The sequence below is a fragment of the Chroococcidiopsis cubana SAG 39.79 genome (genome assembly GCF_003991895.1).
Lineage (GTDB): Bacteria > Cyanobacteriota > Cyanobacteriia > Cyanobacteriales > Chroococcidiopsidaceae > Chroococcidiopsis > Chroococcidiopsis thermalis.
This window is the reverse complement of record NZ_RSCK01000002.1, coordinates 254168-273251: the sequence shown is the minus strand read 5'-3', so window position 1 is coordinate 273251 and position 19084 is coordinate 254168. Positions and strand designations below refer to the sequence as shown.

15 protein-coding genes and 2 pseudogenes are annotated in these 19084 nt (G+C 45.2%); 5 read left to right on the top strand and 12 right to left on the bottom strand.

All coding sequences use genetic code 11. The features are described from left to right. Nucleotides 1-75: 75 nt before the first annotated feature. The 3 genes from DSM107010_RS02570 to DSM107010_RS02560 form a co-directional block, all read right to left on the bottom strand. On the bottom strand, nucleotides 76-1212 hold the full coding sequence (locus tag DSM107010_RS02570; protein ID WP_106168920.1) for a hypothetical protein: 1137 nt from the start codon (nucleotides 1210-1212) through the stop codon (nucleotides 76-78). Nucleotides 1213-1435: 223 nt separating this feature from the next. Next, nucleotides 1436-2716, bottom strand: a complete 1281-nt coding sequence (locus DSM107010_RS02565) for an aminotransferase class I/II-fold pyridoxal phosphate-dependent enzyme (protein ID WP_106168921.1) — start codon at nucleotides 2714-2716, stop codon at nucleotides 1436-1438. Nucleotides 2717-2994: 278 nt separating this feature from the next. Further along, nucleotides 2995-4089, bottom strand: coding sequence for an aromatic ring-hydroxylating dioxygenase subunit alpha (locus DSM107010_RS02560; RefSeq protein WP_106168922.1), 1095 nt, complete (start codon nucleotides 4087-4089; stop codon nucleotides 2995-2997). 289 nt (nucleotides 4090-4378) lie between these two features. On the opposite strand from DSM107010_RS02560, the gene DSM107010_RS02555 reads away from it, so the two are divergent. Further along, complete coding sequence (locus DSM107010_RS02555) at nucleotides 4379-5578, top strand: MFS transporter (RefSeq protein WP_015157244.1); 1200 nt, start codon at nucleotides 4379-4381, stop codon at nucleotides 5576-5578. Nucleotides 5579-5664: 86 nt separating this feature from the next. On the opposite strand, the gene DSM107010_RS02550 is transcribed toward DSM107010_RS02555, so the two are convergent. The 3 genes from DSM107010_RS02550 to DSM107010_RS02545 form a co-directional block, all read right to left on the bottom strand. Then, nucleotides 5665-7350: a GH3 auxin-responsive promoter family protein gene (locus tag DSM107010_RS02550; protein WP_106168923.1), complete on the bottom strand. Its 1686-nt coding sequence runs from the start codon at nucleotides 7348-7350 to the stop codon at nucleotides 5665-5667. Between the two features lie 103 nt (nucleotides 7351-7453). After that, entirely contained in the window at nucleotides 7454-7585 is a 132-nt protein-coding gene (locus tag DSM107010_RS41955) for a hypothetical protein (RefSeq protein WP_258183965.1), read from the bottom strand. Beyond that, nucleotides 7582-9276, bottom strand: coding sequence for a GH3 auxin-responsive promoter family protein (locus tag DSM107010_RS02545; protein WP_106169580.1), 1695 nt, complete (start codon nucleotides 9274-9276; stop codon nucleotides 7582-7584). The genes DSM107010_RS41955 and DSM107010_RS02545 overlap by 4 nt, the downstream gene beginning before the upstream one ends. A 167-nt stretch (nucleotides 9277-9443) precedes the next feature. Between DSM107010_RS02545 and DSM107010_RS02540 the strand changes: the two are divergent. The 3 genes and pseudogenes from DSM107010_RS02540 to DSM107010_RS42800 all read left to right on the top strand — a co-directional run bounded on the left by DSM107010_RS02540 (nucleotide 9444) and on the right by DSM107010_RS42800 (nucleotide 10959). Further along, nucleotides 9444-10454 (top strand): annotated as a pseudogene (locus DSM107010_RS02540) (cupin-like domain-containing protein). 72 nt (nucleotides 10455-10526) lie between these two features. Continuing rightward, entirely contained in the window at nucleotides 10527-10736 is a 210-nt protein-coding gene (locus tag DSM107010_RS02535; RefSeq protein WP_106169581.1) for a type II toxin-antitoxin system HicB family antitoxin, read from the top strand. Beyond that, nucleotides 10729-10959 (top strand): annotated as a pseudogene (locus tag DSM107010_RS42800) (type II toxin-antitoxin system HicA family toxin). The gene DSM107010_RS02535 and the pseudogene DSM107010_RS42800 overlap by 8 nt, the downstream one beginning before the upstream one ends. Nucleotides 10960-10981: 22 nt before the next feature. Here DSM107010_RS42800 and DSM107010_RS02525 read toward each other — a convergent pair. Further along, nucleotides 10982-11329, bottom strand: coding sequence for a hypothetical protein (locus DSM107010_RS02525; protein WP_127022252.1), 348 nt, complete (start codon nucleotides 11327-11329; stop codon nucleotides 10982-10984). A 326-nt stretch (nucleotides 11330-11655) separates the two neighbouring features. On the opposite strand from DSM107010_RS02525, the gene DSM107010_RS02520 reads away from it, so the two are divergent. Continuing rightward, nucleotides 11656-12762 carry a precorrin-8X methylmutase gene (locus DSM107010_RS02520; RefSeq protein WP_106169583.1) on the top strand — a complete coding sequence of 369 codons (1107 nt, stop codon included), beginning with the start codon at nucleotides 11656-11658 and terminating at the stop codon, nucleotides 12760-12762. A gap of 296 nt (nucleotides 12763-13058) precedes the next feature. On the opposite strand, the gene DSM107010_RS02515 is transcribed toward DSM107010_RS02520, so the two are convergent. The 5 genes from DSM107010_RS02515 to DSM107010_RS02495 all read right to left on the bottom strand — a co-directional run. Then, nucleotides 13059-14096, bottom strand: coding sequence for a glucokinase (locus DSM107010_RS02515; RefSeq protein WP_106169096.1), 1038 nt, complete (start codon nucleotides 14094-14096; stop codon nucleotides 13059-13061). A gap of 10 nt (nucleotides 14097-14106) precedes the next feature. Beyond that, nucleotides 14107-14757 carry a histidine phosphatase family protein gene (locus DSM107010_RS02510; RefSeq protein WP_015157236.1) on the bottom strand — a complete coding sequence of 217 codons (651 nt, stop codon included), beginning with the start codon at nucleotides 14755-14757 and terminating at the stop codon, nucleotides 14107-14109. Between the two features lie 290 nt (nucleotides 14758-15047). Then, nucleotides 15048-15479 (bottom strand): beta-carboxysome assembly chaperone CcmS, encoded by a 432-nt coding sequence (gene ccmS, locus DSM107010_RS02505; RefSeq protein WP_015157235.1) that lies wholly within the window; start codon nucleotides 15477-15479, stop codon nucleotides 15048-15050. A 57-nt stretch (nucleotides 15480-15536) separates the two neighbouring features. After that, nucleotides 15537-17342, bottom strand: coding sequence for an ABC transporter ATP-binding protein (locus tag DSM107010_RS02500; RefSeq protein ID WP_106169098.1), 1806 nt, complete (start codon nucleotides 17340-17342; stop codon nucleotides 15537-15539). A gap of 161 nt (nucleotides 17343-17503) precedes the next feature. Then, a partial coding sequence (locus DSM107010_RS02495) for a CHAT domain-containing protein (protein WP_241994097.1) occupies nucleotides 17504-19084 on the bottom strand: 1581 nt, incomplete at its 5' end.

The following is a 19084-nucleotide window of genomic DNA, read 5'->3' as shown; positions in this document are numbered from 1 at the left end:
TGTCCCCCTTGTCCCCCTTGTCCCCCTTGTCCCCCTTGTCCCCCTTGTCCTTCTTCCCACGAGTAGCTAAAACACTCACAAAGCTTTCTCGTAAATCCGGTAGGTTTTGTGAATTTTACCACCAGCAGCCTCTACAAGCTTGCGAGAAGCAGAGTTATCTTCGTAAATATGTCCTAATTCCGCTCGTTTGTAAGGCTTGCCTTTTTTAATTCCGCCTTGCATTCCCAAATAAATGAGAGCCAAAGAAACCATTTTGCGGCGATATTCAGGGAGGGAGCAAATGTAAATTACTCTCCCTTGGTCAATTTGGCGGCGATACCACAAGAATTTTAACGTGCCGAGCCAATCGAGTTTGCCGCCTAGATGCTTGAGAGCGATATTGTAGTCAGGTAATCCCATCCACATCCCCACCATTTCACCGTTGTATTCCGCAATGGGAAAAACATCAGGGTCGATCAGAGATTGAAACGATCGCGCTTTATCTAAAAACTCTGCTGGGGTTTGCGGTGAATAACTGTAGTTGTCGGTAAACATGCGCACGAGGAGATCGTAAACTTTCAGCGCATCTGCCTCAAATTCCTCACCCTTGGTTCTAATGGGACGAAAAGTTATGCCAGCTTTACAAGCGATACGATAAGCCTTTTCAAATTCCGTTGGTAAAGGTTTATCTAGGGGAAAGTTATACGTGTAAGCATCTTTACCTTTGTACCAACCATCCCGTTCGATAAACTCTGGGTAATAGGGTGGATTGTAAGGCATTAAAATCATCGGCGGGGAGTCAAAGCCATCGACTAAAAACAAACAGCCGTTGTGAGTTGAAAAATCGATTGGTCCCCTAACTACAGTCATACCTTGTTCTCGCAGCCAATCACAAGCAACCTGGAGGAGGGCTTGAGCCACATCAAAATCGGAGATACATTCAAAAAAACCGAAGACTCCGACATTTTGACCTTCTTTCTCTATCAACCGTTGATTCACAGCAGCAACAATTCTGCCGATTGGTTCTCCTGACTGAGATAGAGCGATAAATTGCTGTGCCTTACCATACTCAAAGAAAGTATTGCTAGGCGAGAATTGCTTGGCTTCACTGCTGCGGATGGGGGGAACCCAGTAAGGGTCGTTCGCATAAACCCTAGCAGGAACATCGAGAAAAAGTTCTTGTTCTACTGGAGTCGTGACAGGTTTAATTTGAAACTTTGTAATCGTTTGCATAATTTACACAACAGTGTCAAAAAATTGTGCGATCGCTCTTATTTGTAACTGGATGAAATACACGCTCCGTGGGGGCGCACAGCTGTGCGCCCCTACAAATGTTATGGACGCAAGCGAAAATTATCTTTGAAAAAACGATTAAGACCAAAATACAGCAATGCATCCTGGTCTTAAAAAATTATCTAAGTTTTTAATAATTGAATTTGGAATTTAGCTCGTTTCGCTAGGCGCTGATCATGGGTTTGTAGATCGTATCCCGAATTGCTACCATTCCTTCGACTAACCGATCCATATCCTCTTCGGTGTGCAAGGCATTAACGGTGATCCGCAAGCGTGGCTTAGCAATGTACCAAATTGCCGATGCCCAGATGCCATGTGCTTGCATTAATTGACGGGCAAAGTATTTCGGATTGCACTCAGTGGGTAACACGACGGGGACGACGTTGGTTTCGCCCAAAGCTTCAAAATCATGCTTAGCCAAACGCGATCGCAAATATTTGGTTTTTGCTTGCAGTTGTTGTACCAGTTCGGGATGTTGGCGCACTTGGCGAATGCTTTCCAAAGCAGCAGCAGCGGTAGGTGCGGGTAAAGAAACCGTGCCGATGGAGGTGGGAGAGAAATTCATCAACGGGATCAATTCAGCCACAGGACTGCTAATTGCTGCCCCAGCCGAAGCCGCAAACTTAGAAAATGTGGTCATAATCAACGGCACGATCCCCCGCGCGATCGCATTTTGAGGGGTTATCCCAAAATACTCGTAAATCCCCCTCCCCGTGGCTCCAATCGCGCCGCTAGCGTGTGCCTCATCCATGACCAGCACGCTACCTTCATAGTTTTGCAGCACATCAAGCATATCTGGTAGAGGGGCGATGTCACCATCCATCGAGAAGACAGCATCGGACACTACCATAATTCTGTCGTCGGGACGAGCATAGCGATATAACTTCCGCTCCAAGTCTTCAGTATCGCAGTGGCGATAGGCTTTGACGCGGACGCGGGGACTGTGGCTGAAGACTTTTCCAGAGCGAGTCCCGGCATTGACAACAGCCGAGACAATACAGCCGTGGTTGAGTACGTCCGTCAGGATCAGAGTCTCTCGCGTATTTTGAAATCCTGGTACGGGAATAGCGAGATGACAAAAAGCATCCATCAAGGCTTGCATTGCCATCCAAGCATTCAAAAATAGCTGGGTGTGGGGCAGATGCTTAAAAGCAGAGATTTCTGCTTCGAGTTGACGGTGTAAGTCAATGCGACCGTTTAAAACTGAGGTTCCACTATTAGAAGTACCGTATTGCAAGATCGCATCAATTGCCGCTTGCTGCACGGCTTCGTTCTGCACCAGTCCCAATACATCATTGGTGCAGAATGTCAAGACATTTTGCCGCTTGCCCGTTGCTCCTTCTTCGATTTCAACTAAATTACCCTGACGGCGATGACAAATGAACTCGTCGGGGGCTAGCCCGCTGTCATATAAGCGCTGAACGTACTCTTTGACTACTTGCACGAATTTACTCCCCTCACCTGAAATTCCCAGATAGCTTTGTGCGTCTGGCTAAACATTATTAATATTTTCCCTGGTTAGGTAATTTTTAGACTATCCAGGTTGTCATTTCCTGCCGGCTCGGGCAGCTTAATTGAGTCTATGAATAAGACATTTTGCCAGCACTATACCATTCCTAGCGATCGAGCCAGCGATCTTTGACTGTATTGACGAGATAATTGCTTCATGCGATTGATAATAAATTAGCTTGACTATACCCGACTAGAAGAGATCGCTGCCGATTAAGACAGCGATTCCCCCTGCTGGTTCCCTGAAAGTTGGGAAGACAGGGTTTTGCGGCGATATTGCTCGTATTGCCGCATCATGACCTTTTGCAAGGCAATAATTGCCGGATTAATCTCTACATAGCGACGTTGGGGGTTGTTTGAATAAGTGCGTTGCTCGCTCTCCATCATTTCGATATCTTGATCGAGAAACTTGGAAAATAGAAAGCGCCAGATATAAGCAGAAATCAGGGGTTTGAACGGCTGCACCAACCACTTAGGTAAATTCAGCCGCAGAAACATCAAGGCAAACGATTTGGTTTCTGTTGCTCCCATAGGCGATCGCATCAGGTATAAAGAGGAAACCCCCTCTAGAGAACTGTGGTAGTGGGGATATTGGTAATGGAGCGTGACAGTCCGGGTTGTCACCTCATCACCGCGATCGCTCAAACCCAGAATTTTCGTCATGACTCCCTTATAAGACACTCGATAATCGGCATGAACCGATGATTCTGTTGTCTTCAAGCTAGTCAGCACGGGGTCAAACCAACCTTGGAGATTTTTGTGTAAAAACCCGTGAAACACATCCATCGTGTTTTCGTTGCAGATGGTGAAATGCGCCTGGAAATGAGCCGGAATCGGAACCATCAGACAATCTGGATCGTCGAATTCCGGTATTTCTGGTAAGGGAATGCTAGTTGCCAAACTCGCATCGCCAGGAAAAATCCAGATCAGATTGTATTTTTCGCGGACGGGGTAGCTACGAACTTGAGCGCATGGTAGTTTGTGTGTCTCAGGGAGGTATGGAATTTTGACGCATTGACCTGCACCATTAAATTCCCAACCGTGATAGGGACACAATAAATGTTTCCCTTGAATTTGCCCTTTATGTAGAGCCACACCCTTATGCGCGCACGCATCATCTAAAGCATGAAGTTGTCCGTCCGTGTCGCGGAAAACAGCAATTGCTTGTTTCCAGATCGTTACGGGCATAATATGACCAGGTTGCAGTTTATTTGCCCACCCAACCGGATACCAGTAATCTGGATTAATCCCGATCTCGCGGATAGCATTCTGAACTGTCTGACTTGTTAAGGTCGTAGCCAGTTCCATGAATCGTTCCTCTCTTGCCTGATTCTGACAATATTTAGCTTTCTAGTGTCCCTTAATTCAGCTAAATTGTCAGCATAATTCCTGACAGCACGCCAACTGTCCACTCATACTAATAGGGAATAGGGAGAGGAGAGCTGAGAGAGCTGAGGAGGCTGAGGGAGAGTCGCGGAGAAAAAACAAAAGTGCCTCTTGCCTCTCGCCTTTCACCAACAACCATCAACCAACAACCATCAACCAACAACGAATGACAAATGACAAATGACCAACTATCAGTGACGACTTCCTCAACATGCGCAAATTATCACTATCGCCAACAGTAGCTTTTGCCGCGATCGCCCGTAACCCACAGTTAATGGTGTTGATGGCGGCTGGCTCCCTAACTACGATGACTGGAGCAGTGTTTAACCCTGCCTTGGGGGAGATCAAACACCAACTTCAGCTGGCTCCAGAGATTGGCGGTTATTTAGCAGCCGCTCATGTTTGGGCGCTGGGTCTTTTTAGTCTTCCCCTCGGAATTCTCTCCGATCGCGTGGGGAGAGTAAAGGTACTCGTAGTTTCCCTACTTTGCTATGCCGTCTTTGGTGCTGCGGGAGTCACGGTAGACAATTTCCTCCCCTTAATCGCGTTGCGAGGATGTTTGGGAATCGCTACAGCCGGAATTACATCTGCTAGCTTGGGTTTGCTCACAAGTATGTATGAGGGTGAGGAACGAGCCAAAGCATTAGGTTACGCCACGGGGACGCTGACGCTAGCGGGGATCGTCTTTCCATTGTTAGGGGGCGGAGTTGGCTATTTCTTCCACTGGCGATACATTTTCTGCCTATACGCGATCGGGCTACCATTGGCAGTATTGACAGCCAAGATTTTGCCACAGCCACCCGAACGTACTTCAGTCAAAACAGAGCAACGACCTAAGCATAAACTATGGCAAGTTTTAGGACGCTACCAAACAATTTGGTTATTGCTAACTCTGAGCTTGACATCAATCGTGATGTACTCGGTTGTCTTCTATACCCCGCAGTATTTCAAAGACACGATTAATGCCAATACGCTAACTAACAGCCTCGTCTTAGCTTCTCGCGCTCTGGGTGCAGCCATTATTTCTGCTTTTGGAGCCAGAAAGCTATCTCAATCGTTGGGTTTGTATAAAGCTACGGCTGTAGGCTTCATCATGATGGCGCTGACACTTAGCACAATTCCCTTTTTACGAGAGATTAGTTTAATTATGTTAGCTGCGGTCGGTTTTGGTGCTGGGTTTGGTCTGATCCTACCCAACCTTTACGATGCTCTAGCGAGTCTTGCGCCTTCCCAGTTGCGATCGAGCGTTCTATCAGCGGGGGCTGGCGCGGGCTTCATCGGGCAATCTTTCTGTCCAATTGTGTTAGGCTTTATCGTCAAAAACAACGGCATAGAAGCTGCTTTTTACACGGCTGCAAGTGCTTCGATTGTCATCGGGATGCTGTTGCTCGTATTCGGGAGTCAGGAATGAGTGGTGCGTGGTGCGTGGTGCGTGAATGAATTTTGAATTTTTTGAATTGCTCCCTTGTCCTCCTTGTCTCCCTTGTCCCCTCCATCCTATGCTTCATCTTCTGGTAACCTCACTTCTTGCTGTACCTGCAAGCCAGATAAGAAATTGCGATCTTCGCTGATGTGGGGAAACTTGAGTTGAGAATCGGGAATGCCCTTTTCTATCTGTCGCTGGCGGAGGATGGCAAAGCTACCAGGAGCTAAAATTCGCAGTCGGGGTGGCGGAATCGGATCTTTGCGGCTAATTTCATAGTGGGTGTTTGCCGCTTGTAATTTGCGATCGCACTCGCTTAAAAAAGCTTGCGGATCTTCAAGCTTGTAGCCATTAGCTAACTCAATATTGAGCAGGTAGCGAGCGGGAAAATCATTTTCCGATAAAGTCATACAAAAATCTTCTAGTAATAAGCTAAATTCCTGCTGTACGGCTTGCATCACCTGAGTCGCATGGGCTTCCGTCGTCTTTTCTGTCGTAGAAGAAATCAATCCACCTTGACGGTGACGAAATACGATTAACGGTGCTTGCTCGTAAAATCCGACTACCTCGATAACATCGCCAATATCGTAGCGATAAAATCCGTTATAGCTCGTAGTCAGAATGCGATAGCGTTCTCCCGATCTGACTTCGGTAGCGAGTAGCGTTTTCGGTTGTTCTTCTTGCCACTGGTCTTGCGGGATAAATTCAAAAAAACCGCTTTCCAGGGCTAAAATGCTGCTGTCGTCGTCGAGTTCGTGATAGATACTAAACATCCCTTCGGCAGAAGAAAATACTGCGCCGAAAATGGGTGTATTGTTGAAGTAGGTAGGGAATCGTTGAAAGTAAAAGTCGGACGTACCTCCACGGGCGCAGGCGACAAAAGACAAATTTGACCAGGCGAGATGAGGGGTGAGCTTACCTTCCGACTGGAGAATTTCCCGTAATTCATTGGCTCGAACTGGATTGGCTGATAAGCGCTGCTCTAATGTCAGCCGAATTTCCGGTTCTACTTCTAACCAATTGGCAATGGTTCCTGTTTCGATATCGTGGATTAGGTCTTCACCAAATTTTTCCAAATAGTTGCAGGTACGGAGGATGAGCATTGGAAAGTTAGCTAACATCCCCCGCATTAAAGGATCTTGTAAGGCAAATAATAAGGCGAGGTAGTGACGGGCAGAGCTATCTGCGACTTGGAGAGTCTCGTATGGCTGAGCAAAAAATTGCCCGTACAGCCATTTATCCATGCTGAGGACACCAGCACTAGCAGGACCGTAGGGAATACCCGCACTGGTACGTCCCCATTGTTGAGTAGAATTTGTCAGGAGAATTTTGCCAAACTGTTGTCCTCTAGAACGTAAGGCGGCGGTTAGAAAGCCCATACTGGTTAGGGTAGCTTGACGAGTGATATTTTGCGATCGCCTCGTCGTCGGAATCATTTTCTTTTTCCCCGTCGAACCACTCGTCAGCGTCAAGTACACCACCGGATCGGCTGTTAGGATATTTTGCTTGCCATTGGCAATGCGCTCCAGAAAAGGTTCGTAGCTGGAATACGGTAAAATTGGCACTCGATCGCGAAAGCGATCGACTGTTTTAATCTCACCGAGCTGATATTTTCTACCAAATTCTGTATCGCGATGAGCTTGTAACAAGCGTAATAAAAACCGTTCTTGTACTTCTGCCGTCCGGCGAGTTTTTTTGATAAAGTTTGCCTTTGTCAAATCTGTAACAGCATTTAAAGCGGACAGAACGAGATTGACCATTCAGCTTTCTCAACTCATCAAATACTGATTCAAGCAGATTAATTGTGTTTAGAATATGACAATTTGGTGTCGAAGTAACTGGTAATTGAGGAGTGGCTGGTGGTTAGTGGCTAGTAGTAAATAGAGTATGGGAAGTGTGGGAAGTGTGAGAGGAGACAAGGGAGAATTTTTGTCTCCCTTGTCTCCCTTGTCTCCCTTGTCTCCCTTGTCTCCCTGCTCCCTGATAACTGGTCACTGGTCACTGGTCACTGACAACTCCACTTCCCGTTCCACTTGCAAGCCAGCGAGAAAATTGCGGTCTTCGCTGATGTGGGGAAATTTTAGTTGAGAATCTGGTACTCCTTTCTCTAATTGCCTTTGCCGCACGATCGCAAAGCTGCCAGGGGCAAGAATTCGCAATCTTGGCGGGGGAATTTGATCGTTGTTAATCCGCTTGACGGCGTAGGAAGTGTGAATTGCACTCAGCTGACGGTCAAAGCGATCGAGAAATTGCTGCGGATTTTCTAATATTTTTCCAGGCGCAAGCTCGATATTCACCAAATAATATGCGGGAATGACATCATCCGATAAGGTAATACAAAAATCTTCTAGAGGTAAGTCAAATTCTTGTTGTAATACCTGCATGACTTGAGTAACATGAAATTCCGTAGTTTTTTCTGAGGTTGAAGACAGCAAGCCACCGCGCCGATGGCGGAATACAATCAGTGGTGCTTGTTCGTAAAATCCGACGACTTCCATGACATCGCCAATGTCGTAGCGATAGAAGCCGCTGTAATTACTCATCAAAATTCGGTAGTAGTTTCCAGGTTTGACTTCGCTAGGTAGTAGTGTTTTTGGTTGTTCTACATCCCACTGATCTTGAGGAATAAACTCGAAAAAAGCACTTTCGATCGCTAAAATACTAGCATCAGAATTTAGCTCTGGGTAAATGCCAAACGCGCCTTCTGACGAACAACAAACCGCGCCAAAACCTGGTGTCTTGCTAAAGTAAGTCGGAAAGCGCTCGAAGTAAAAATCTGAAGTCCCGCCTCTGGCTGCAACTGTGAAGGCAAGATTCGACCATACTGCTTCGGGGGTGAGTCTACCTTCTGCTTGCAAGATTTCTTGTAGTTGCTTGGCACGGTTGGGGTTAGCGACTATTTGCCGTTCTAGTTTTAAGCGCAATTCTGGTTCTAGTTGCAACCAAGGTGCAAGCATTCCTTTGTCAATGTCGCGAATAAAGTCTTCTGCATATTGTTCTAAATAGCCGCAGGTGCGGAGGATCAGCATGGGGAAGTTGGCGACTATTCCCCTTGTATCTGGCTGTTGTAGCGCAAATAGCAGACAAAGATAATGGCGCGTCAGGCTATCGGCTGCTTGCAGTGTCTCAAAGGGATGAGCAAATATTTGCTCGCAGAGAAATTTTCCCATCCGTAGGACTCCAACGCTAGCGGGACCGTAGGGAATTCCACCACTGGTACGTCCCATCAGTTGAGTTGAGTTAGTGGCGATCGCTTTGCCAAATTTAGAACCCCGTTGTCTTAATGCCGAGCTGAGAAAGCCAATACTAGTTAAGTTGGGACGGCGCAAGGAGTTTTGAAAGCGTTTGGTGACTGGGATGAGCTTGTGCGCTCCTGTAGAACCACTCGACAGGTTAAAAAAAACAACGGGATCGGGGGTGAGAATGTTCTGTTCCCCCTGGGCAATGCGATCGCAGTAGGGTGCATAGCTACTGTAGGATGATGTGGGGACACGCTGGCGAAATTGCTCGGCAGTTCTAATATCTTTAAATTCATACTTTTGCCCTAACTCTGTCGCCTGATAAGCTCGTAGTAAATCTCGCAGAAATCGCTCTTGTACTGCTTCAACTTGGCGCGTTTTTTTAACAAAGTTATCCTTTGTATGCTCGGCAACAGTTTGCAACAGTGGTAGCAATAAATTCGTCATTGGCTCCTCACACCTTTTGTCTGCGTTATTATAAATAATAATTGCTTTACCTGATTATTTCGAGTGCGCTTTGTTTAGCAATCGTTAATATATTTCTATGTCTTGCCAAGCTAAAAGTTATTAATAATTATTTAAATTGTATTAAAAAAGTATTTTTTCTTGCCTCGATGGGTAGGTTACGGAAAGTATATCTTACTCTTCATTTTTTTATGCGTTTAACTACTGATAATACTGCTGACAGTATAGCTGATAATACAGCAGTCTCAATTTCACGGATGGAGCTATCGTCGATATCGCCAGATTTATTTTTTGAAAGATATCAGAAAACGGGAACTCCAGTTATTATTACTGGATTAAAAGTAGATGACTGGAATCTAGAGTATCTTTGCAAACAGTTAGATCGGCAAGAATTTCTTTTTCGTTATTACGGACGCGAAAGATATCAACAAGATAAACGCACTTGGCAAAACATTGGCAGCGGGGTTCCTCTCAAAACAATGTCATTTACAGACTATGCAAAGCTGTTGCACAGTCATGAGGCTCACGAAAAGGATATCTATCTAGCTAAATGTTCGCTGAAAAATACAAAGTTAGCCGAGAATAATTTTTTTAGCAATATTAGTCAACAACTAGGGTTAAAAAAGCCTATAGGCAATGTTAATCTTTGGGTAGCCCCTGGAGGGCATTTAGAGTGCCTGCACTACGATACACTGGATGGTATTTTGATCCAGATGCATGGAGCGAAAAAAGTCTTGTTATTTCCACCCAGTCAGACTTATAATCTATATCCATTTTCAATATTTGTCCATTTGCTACGCGGGTTAGAATTGCGTGCTTGGTTTAGTACGGTATATCCAGAAAATCCAGATTTGGTAGCATTTCCCAAATTCAAAAAAGCATGAGAACACAAGCAAGAACTAATCTTAGAGCCAGGAGCAATGCTGTATATTCCTATGGGTTGGTGGCATGAAGTTACGGCATTAGGTGATGAAATGGTGTGTTCTGTCAACCAATTTTGGGGTGTGTATCCTATCTCAAGAGCAATTTTATCTTGGTGTCGTTGGCGAGTGATTTTTAGCAATATGTTGGCAATACCTTACTTATTAACCAAGTTTGCGATCGCTTTTCTGAGTCAAAGCAGACAGCAGCAGATAAAACAAATTTTTTATCGGTTTTGAACCCTCAACTGTAGGGTGGGCAATGCCCACCTTACAATTGGTATTATTAATGAGGTTGTATAAAGTCGTGTCATGAAAACTCGAAATTTCACTGCGATCGTTTATCGAGAAGATGATATGTATGTTGCTGAATGTCCAGAAGTCGGTACAGTAGATCAAGGAGAAACTATAGAACAGGCGGTTGCTAACTTGCGCGAAGCAACAAAACTTTATTTAGAAGAGTTTTCTTTACCTGAAGTAACTCCTAGATATATTACTAATATAGAAGTTAGCTATGCCTAAGATACCAAGGATTTCTAGTCGGGAAGCAATTCGTGCTTTGGAACGTTTAGGATTTGTGCAAGTGTGACAAACAGGTAGCCATGTCATCATGAAGAAAGTAACAACAGAAGGCGAAATTGGCTGCGTCGTTCCAGTACATAGAGAATTGAAGATAGGAACCTTGAGCGGGATTCTTAAGCAAGCTAGAGTAACACCTGAAGATTTGATTGAAAGTCTTGATTGAAGATAGTAGTAGGGTGTGTTACTTAACATACTCTATTACTACGATGAGATACATTTGCAAAGTAAGGTAAAGCTAATTGCTGTTTGTACCAATTTTTATAAACAAAGCGAATCATAAAAGGAACTGTAACTATTGTCAACACAAGTCCCCAGTGTAGATATTCAGAAAAATTATAATTTATAGTTATTTGTTCACTGGGAAAGAAAAATTCTAGAACAATTGTGGCAGCATTATTTATGGCATGAGCGATCGCAATTCCACATAAAGATAGCCAGCGATCGCGACTTGGTAATTTGCCAATTAAATATTTAGGATGAATAGATAGCTGATGACATCTATGTAAAATCCAGATGCTAGGTAAAAGCATCATAAGATAGTAAATGAAATCGTAAAATATCGGATCGTCACTATTCCAGTTAAAGAAGAGTAATAGAAGATCGGAAATAAAAACAAACTCAACAATCAGAATCAAAAGTAAAATAAATATATTTCGAGTTTTAAATTTTACAAAGGGGTTATCCGATCGCAGGTTAAGCATAGGACTCGATTTGATATGGTGGAGGTAATCTATAGCAATCTAAATTGATTTGTGAACGCTTCCCATGTAGAGACGTTACATGTAACGTCTCTACATGGGCTATATAACTATTTGATGTAATTCACTTAGATTTGCGATCGCACTCTTTCTTGAAAAACATGACAGCCGCACGTTTAACCATCAAAGAACTTACCGAAGCCGTTGGGGGAAATTGTACCCCAAGGATGGTGCGACACTATCACCAACTCGGCATTTTGCCACCCCCTGAGCGATCGCGTAGCAATTATCGCCTCTATACTCAGGAAAACGTGCAACAGTTGCGGCGGATTGTGGCACTCAAACAGCAAGGCTTTCAACTTTCCCACATTCGCGAACTCCTCACAAGCGATGCTGCTATCGAAGTAAAAAATTTAACACATCAATTACAACAACAATATCACTCGGTGATGCAACAAATGGCGCGATTGCGGCAGACAGCGACAGCGCTAGAAGGATTGATCGGACGCGATCGCTCCTGTCAAAACCTGCAAGCAGAAGCGATCGCGCAGTTGCGCTTATTAGAAGTGGAAAGCCAAGACGGATTGGTACAGTTAGAACAACTGTGGGAAAATTGGGATGCAGCCACTCACGCTCACCCAGAAGAATTTCAGGAATCTTTGCAACAATTATTACCCGATCTCTCCAATCGTTCGGAGATTGAAATCGATTTGCTGTCCAAACTGGTGCTTGCTTGCGGTGATGTCAGTTTGGTTAATTTTATCCGTGTGGGTAAAGGGGCGATCGCGGCGGCGCGTCATGCCCTCACTCAAGGCTGTGAGATTATCGGCGATGTTGCCCCTGTAGTTGCGGCTTGCGATCGCACCCGTTTGTCTCATTTAGGTTGTCCGGTTACGACCTTAATCGCCGATCCTCACGTTAGCAGCGTTGTGGAAGCCGAGCAAGCCTTTTGGCATCAAAGCCAATGGCAAGAACAGCTACAACAGTTACCAGCAGGCTGTATTTTTGTCGTGGGATACGCCCCATCAGTGCTGATTGCTGCTTGTGATGCTATTACCAAGGGACATTTTCAACCCGCTTTAATCATCGGGATGCCGATTGGTTTCAGCCATGCCCCAGCTGCCAAACGTCGCTTGATGCGTTCTGGTATTCCCTATATTACTGTCGAGGGAACAATGGGTGGCGGATTATTAGCAGCAGTAGCCCTAAATGCTTTAGTTGAATCGACAATTGAGAAACCGGATTGTCATTGTTATTTAGGAAAGTAGGTAGGGGCGGGTTGACCAAAAATCTTTGTCAAAACGAAGTTGTCTGGTGAACCCGCCCGTACGGGAGTTGGGAAAGGGTGTCGTGTAGGGGCGGGTTGACCAAAAATTTTTGTCAAAACGAAGTTGTCTGGTGAACCCGCCCGTACGGGAGTTAGGAAAGGGTGTCGTGTAGGGGCGGGTTTAGCCCGAAATTCACAGCCACGGCAAGAAATCTTTCCTCAAAACTCGCCCTTACAGGGGTCATAGCGAATTGCGTAGCTTGCGAATATCGTAGGGGTATTGCGAATTGTCTCCATCTACAAACGATCTGCGGCGATCGCAGCACCAACTAGCCCAATGTCCGATCGCAGGACGATATGCACGGGAACGTTTTCGAGTAAAGGTCGCATCCGTCCCTTACTGGTGAAGGCGCGGATAAAAGTACCTTCTTGCATTAGGGGAAGAATTTTCGCAGCGATGCCACCAGCAATGTATAACCCTGCATACGGTAAGAGTTTGAGGGCGAGGTTTCCTGCTTCTGCGCCGTAAGCCTCAACAAAAATCTGCATAACCCGTTCTGACAGGCGATCGCTTTTTTCTAGGGCGGCTTTGGAAATTGCGGCGGCTGGATCGACGGTTTTTTCTTTCTTGCCAGCTTGTTTTTCCCAAGCTGCTACAACTTGGGCAATTTCTGGCGATTCTTTCACGTTTTGGCGATCGCGAAAAAATTCGTAGATGGCGACAATTCCTTGTCCCGATACCACTCGTTCTACTGAAACTCGTTGGATGTCGTGCTTGTCCAATAGGTATTTCAAGAGGTGAAAGTCTAACTCGGAACGAGGTGCGAAATCAGCGTGTCCGCCTTCGGAACTAAAGACATGGTAAGTGTCGCCTTGCTGAATTAAAAATCCCTGTCCTAATCCCGTTCCTGCACCAATTACCGCGATAGGCGTACCTGTTTGGGGTTTACCTGCTTGGAGGGTGTGCAAATCTGATTCCTGCAAACCCAATATACCGTAACCAACAGCGGCAAAGTCGTTGATCAGGGAAATGGACTCGATCCCCAACTCTTCTTCTAGCCTGGATGCTTCTAGCAGCCAAGTTAGGTTGGTTAACTGTACTGTATTGTTAACAACTGGACCCGCGATCGCAAAACAAGCTTTTTGCGGTAAGAGTTTTTTGCCCAACTTTTCTTCAGATGTAGCTAAAAACTCTTGGACTATTGGTGCTAAATCTGGATAGTCGCGACTGGTATAGCGTTGTTCGTAAAGGGCTTTGGGTGTTGCTTCTGTTGTTTCCACCAGACGCAAGATCGTCTTCGTGCCACCAATATCTCCTGCTAACAGTATTGTCATAGCGATCGCTTTAATGAAATCGAATAATTTTTTCGGTTTTACTTAAGTGAGATGTGTCGCCATTTAACTCCATCACCCAAGGTTGTTCTGGATCTGGACGAACAACTTTCACTAAGCAGCACAAAGCAGCGTTAACCTCTGTCTGAGCCGTTGCGCCTACCAGACCCATTGTTGCACCTACTACAGATGCCCCGTGTCCTACCAACAGAATATCTTTGGAAAATTCTTCTGCTAATAACCGAGCCGTTTTACCTGCCCGTTCTAGGACAACTTCTCCAGTTTCGGGATATTCTGCCGTGACGCGAGAACTATAGCTAGTGTCGATCCTGGGAAACATGCGGGTTAAAACATCCAGAGGCGCTCTTTTTGGCGCTTGTGGCATCCAAGCAGGATTGAGCCATTCGCTCAAACCAGATTCTAAGTTAATCGAAAGGCTGAGGGCTTCTGCTACGTAGTTGGCTGTTTGCACCGTGCGCAAAAATGGCGAAGCAAAGATATGACTGATATTTTCTCCCTTCAGCCGTCGCGCCAGTTGTTGAGCTTGAACTTTACCATCTTCAGAAATCGGCGGATCGAAGGGTCGTTCTGCGGTAAGGAACCACTCAGGATTGACAAAATCAAGACGATTGGCGTGACGAGCAATCCAGACAATTTGAGTCATAGGAGACAATTCCCAAAGCATAGAATTCGCAGAATGCCAAACCTAAATATAAGCAAGTTAAAAGTCAAAAGTCAAAAGTCAAAGGAGACAGGAGACGAAAGAAACAGGAGATAGAAGGAATCCATTGATTTAAAAACACGGATTTCACCCACGCCTTATGCGCTTACCACCAATTGGCTCCTAACTTAAACCCAACCAACATCAAATAAGTAATTGGTCACTGATTACTGGTCACTGGTCACTGTTAACAGGCGATCGCCCCCAAGGGACGACATTTTCTAGTTTAAAAGTCATGTTTGCACGTACTGGCTCAAACGTTGCTCTAATCTACCTAATAATGTATCTACATCAGAAGCAAGATGCTCGAAACAAATAGGGGGAGGGGGTTCGATTTCAAATTGAATTAACTTAATTTGTCCGTTACCAATACCAAGAATTAAAACTTGTTTTTCAGGATTATGAGCATCAATAAATCCTAAAACTTCTTGGATCTGACTGTTGACGCGATCGTTTAATTTTTCAATTGCAGATTTAGGACAAAAGATAAAACGCGGTGTCGGTTGGATGTCGATACCCAAGGTGTCATCGCTGGCTCCTTTTTCCAAAAACAACCCCCAAGATAGCGCTGCTAACTCTTGTTGATTCTCCTTAACAAAGCAATCTAATTGCTGTCGCCATTGTCCATCTTCTCCAACAGGTTGAGGGCTACCAAATGAGAACATAGTTGGTAATTAGTAATTGGTAATTGGTAGTTGGTAGTTGTTCTATGAGGAACAAATTTATTTTATGCCGGATTGGACGCGCCAGAGCGTGGCGTAGATTCCTCCACGTTCTAGGAGTTGTTCGTGGGTTCCAGATTCGATGAGTTTGCCATACTCCATGACATAGATACAATCGGCATTACGGACGGTGGAAAGACGATGCGCGATCGCAATTGTGGTTCTATCTACAATAATTCGTTCGAGCGATCGCTGAATAGCGGCTTCTGTTTCGTTATCGACGGCTGATGTCGCTTCATCCAAGATTAAAATTGGTGGGTTCTTTAATACCGCACGGGCGATCGCAATTCTTTGTCGTTGTCCGCCTGATAATTTTTGTCCCCTTTCCCCCACAATTGTTTCATAATCTTGGGGCAGTTGCATGATAAATTCATGCGCTTCTGCAACCTTTGCTGCTGAGATAATTTTATCTATATTGGCATCGGGACTACCATAGGCAATATTCTCAGCTACAGTACCGTGAAATAAGAAAACATCCTGACTGACTAAACCAATACAAGCGCGTAAATCTCTCAATTTTAAATCGCGGATATCGATCCCATCTAAGGTAATCGTTCCCGATCGCACTTCGTATAATCTGAGTAGGAGTTTGACTAAAGTACTCTTCCCCGAACCCGTGGAACCAACAATTGCAATGGTTTTCCCAGCAGGAATCTGCAAAGATAGATTTTCAATGACGGGCGATCGCTCGTAATAAGCAAAGGTAACATCTTTTAATATCACCTCTCCTTTTACCTCATGAATTGGTAAGGTAATATCTCCAGTATGAATATCAATGGGAGTGTCGAGTAAATTCATTACTCGATTTGTCGAAGCCATTGCCCGTTGATATTGGTCAAAGGTTTCGCCTAATCTAGTTAGGGGCCACAACAAACGCTGAATTAAAAAGATCAAGACGCTGTACGTCCCTACACTCATTCTGCCCGCGATCGCTTCCATACCTCCAAATAAAAGTAAAGCGGTAAAACCCGCTAAAATAATCATCCGAATTAAGGGAACGAAGGCAGCAGATAGCGCGATCGCTTTTCTGTTACTCTGACGGTAGGCTTGACTTTCCTCTGCAAGTCTGCTTGATTCATAGGCTTCGGCAGTAAAGCTTTTGATCGTCATAATGCCTGACAAATTATTTGCCAGCCTTGCATTCAATAAGCTAACTTTTTCTCGCACCTCTGCATAACGCGGAGCCAAAAGTCGTTGAAACGCTACCGAACCCCACAAAATAAAAGGCATGGGTAACATCGCCATCCAAGCGACGCTAGGAGCGAGAATAAAGAAAGCCCCGCCGATAATTAGAACTGTAGCGGTAACTTGGATAATTTCATTCGCGCCATTATCCAAAAATCGCTCTAATTGATTGATATCATCGCTCAAAACTGACATCAAGCCACCCGTACTGCGTTCTTCAAAATAGGCGAGTTCTAATTCTTGCAAGTGGTTGTAAGCATCGAGGCGGAGTTCGTGTTGAATCCTCTGCGCCAAGTTGCGCCATTTCCTGGCATAGGCATATTCAAAAATTGATTCTAGTATCCAAATAATCACTGTGAGGACGGAGAGAATCAGAAATTGGGCAAAAACATCCTTAACTCCCCAACGGGCAATAATCGAATCTTGACGCTGTACTACCACATCAACAGCAACACCAATCAATACAGGTGGAGCCAGATCGAAGATTTTATTTAAGACAGAATAGAGAGATGCCAGCCAAATTTCCCCGCGATAGTGGCGAGTGTAGGCGAGTAAGCGTTTGAGGGGATGCTTTGGTTGAGGGCGCAACCTTGGGGAAGATTTGCGTTTTGGCGATCGCATTAATGCCTGCGGCTGCATTATCTGTATTATTTACATCTGTGGGTGTATATTCCAAGATAGCGTGGTAAGAAGTCGTAAGTCGTAAGTGGCTGATAACTAGCGACAAGAATTGAGTCTAGCCACTAGCCACCAGCTACTAGTCACTAATAACTAATAACTGATTACAGCCAATTTCCCACTAAAACATAAGCTGCCCAGTAGCCAGGGCGACGATAGTTGGGATAGTTTTTCATCAGATTCAGTTGGGCTTGACGTAGGGCTTCGGCACGGGTGAGTTTAGTTTTGGTGAGTTGTTTGTAAAATTCACCAATAAAAATAGCTGTTGCTTCATCGTCAATTTGCCACAGAGAAGCTAGAGTACTCCTAGCCCCAGCCCTGACAGCAATTCCTGCTAGTCCCAAGGCAGCGCGTCTGTCTCCTATAGCAGTTTCGCACGCGCTGAGGACGAGTAATTCGATCGCATTTGGACGGCGACGGTTGCGCGATCGCAATAAGTCATCAAATTTCCTGACGTTAATTGGTCCATCAGCGGCGAGGATAAATGTATTCTCGGCTTGAGAACTGAATTGACCGTGAGTCGCTAAATGAACTACGTTGAAGCTAGTTGAGTCGATCTTGGTTTCTAGGCTTTTGCTAGTAAAGGCGCGATCGAGTAATTCGGCGATCGCGACTCCGGCTTGTTGAATTAAATTAAATTCCAACCTGACAGCGGGTAAGGGTGGAAAGGGAGAGTTAGCAGGCGGAACGCTAAGTCCAGCAGTTAAGGCTTTGAGATTGGCTGGAGAGATAGGCTGAGGGTTGATGAGTTGCAAACCCGGACTCACGGCGATCGCGTATTTTTCGACCAGATATTGCTTACCATCAAATAATGCAGACATGGGAATATTTCGCAACGCCCCATCTGGGACGAATACTAGGGTTTTGACTCCGCTTTGCTGCAACTCACTAGCAATAGGTTGGATCAGCCAACTGTATATTTGTTGAGATAAAGTTCTGACATCTTTAGTACGATCCGGCTCGGTTAGCGATCGCTGCAATCGTTCTACCGTTTGCTCGACCTGAGTTTGCGGCTGATGGATCGTGTAATGGCGTAGGGGTTGCTGGGGAATTTTGAGAATCACTTCCAGGCGATCGGGTAATATAATCGGATAAATTACCGCTGCTGTAGGATTATCCCGATCCACCACATTATCGATCGCTACAGGTTGGGCTTCGATACAGGCTTCCCGAAAAAAGTTATCTAGTTCCGCTAACTGCAACGCTTCGATCGTTTCGCGTGCCTGGGCGAGGTTTTGCTGAGGAGTTTCGCTTGACTTTTGCTCAGATAACAGCAAGGCAACGAGTTCTCGATAGACTGGTTCTACTTCATCGCGAAAATTAAATTGAATCTCTGGGTTGACAGCGACGAGATCGTTACGCAGAGCTTTTAAAGTTTTGACTGCTTCTCTGTAGGTGGCGATCGCCCCTGAAGTATCTCCCTGCGCTCTCAATAAGCGTGCCAATTGCCACTGCCAGCGATAAGTAATATCCGGTGCATTCACTGCCTGAGATAAGATTAAAGCCTGCTGTGTCAGCTCTTGAGCGCTTTGCCATTGCCGATTTTGCTCGTATAGACTACCTAAACTACCTACTGCATAAGCCTCAGCTCGTTTATCGCCCAAAGATCGAGATTGGTGGACGGCGGTTGCGAGTAATTTGGCAATAAATGTGGGAGTGGTAATTTGTAATTGGTAATTGGTAAT

Coding starts and splice junctions, on each gene's coding strand:
- DSM107010_RS02515 (WP_106169096.1), bottom strand. CDS start 14,096: ATGACAATACTGTTAGCAGGAGATATTGGTGGCACGAAGACGATCTTG.
- DSM107010_RS02510 (WP_015157236.1), bottom strand. CDS start 14,757: ATGACTCAAATTGTCTGGATTGCTCGTCACGCCAATCGTCTTGATTTT.
- DSM107010_RS02500 (WP_106169098.1), bottom strand. CDS start 17,342: ATGCGATCGCCAAAACGCAAATCTTCCCCAAGGTTGCGCCCTCAACCA.
- DSM107010_RS02570 (WP_106168920.1), bottom strand. CDS start 1,212: ATGCAAACGATTACAAAGTTTCAAATTAAACCTGTCACGACTCCAGTA.
- ccmS (WP_015157235.1), bottom strand. CDS start 15,479: ATGTTCTCATTTGGTAGCCCTCAACCTGTTGGAGAAGATGGACAATGG.
- DSM107010_RS02555 (WP_015157244.1), top strand. CDS start 4,379: ATGCGCAAATTATCACTATCGCCAACAGTAGCTTTTGCCGCGATCGCC.
- DSM107010_RS02545 (WP_106169580.1), bottom strand. CDS start 9,276: ATGACGAATTTATTGCTACCACTGTTGCAAACTGTTGCCGAGCATACA.
- DSM107010_RS02535 (WP_106169581.1), top strand. CDS start 10,527: ATGAAAACTCGAAATTTCACTGCGATCGTTTATCGAGAAGATGATATG.
- DSM107010_RS02550 (WP_106168923.1), bottom strand. CDS start 7,350: ATGGTCAATCTCGTTCTGTCCGCTTTAAATGCTGTTACAGATTTGACA.
- DSM107010_RS02520 (WP_106169583.1), top strand. CDS start 11,656: ATGACAGCCGCACGTTTAACCATCAAAGAACTTACCGAAGCCGTTGGG.
- DSM107010_RS02560 (WP_106168922.1), bottom strand. CDS start 4,089: ATGGAACTGGCTACGACCTTAACAAGTCAGACAGTTCAGAATGCTATC.
- DSM107010_RS02525 (WP_127022252.1), bottom strand. CDS start 11,329: ATGATGCTTTTACCTAGCATCTGGATTTTACATAGATGTCATCAGCTA.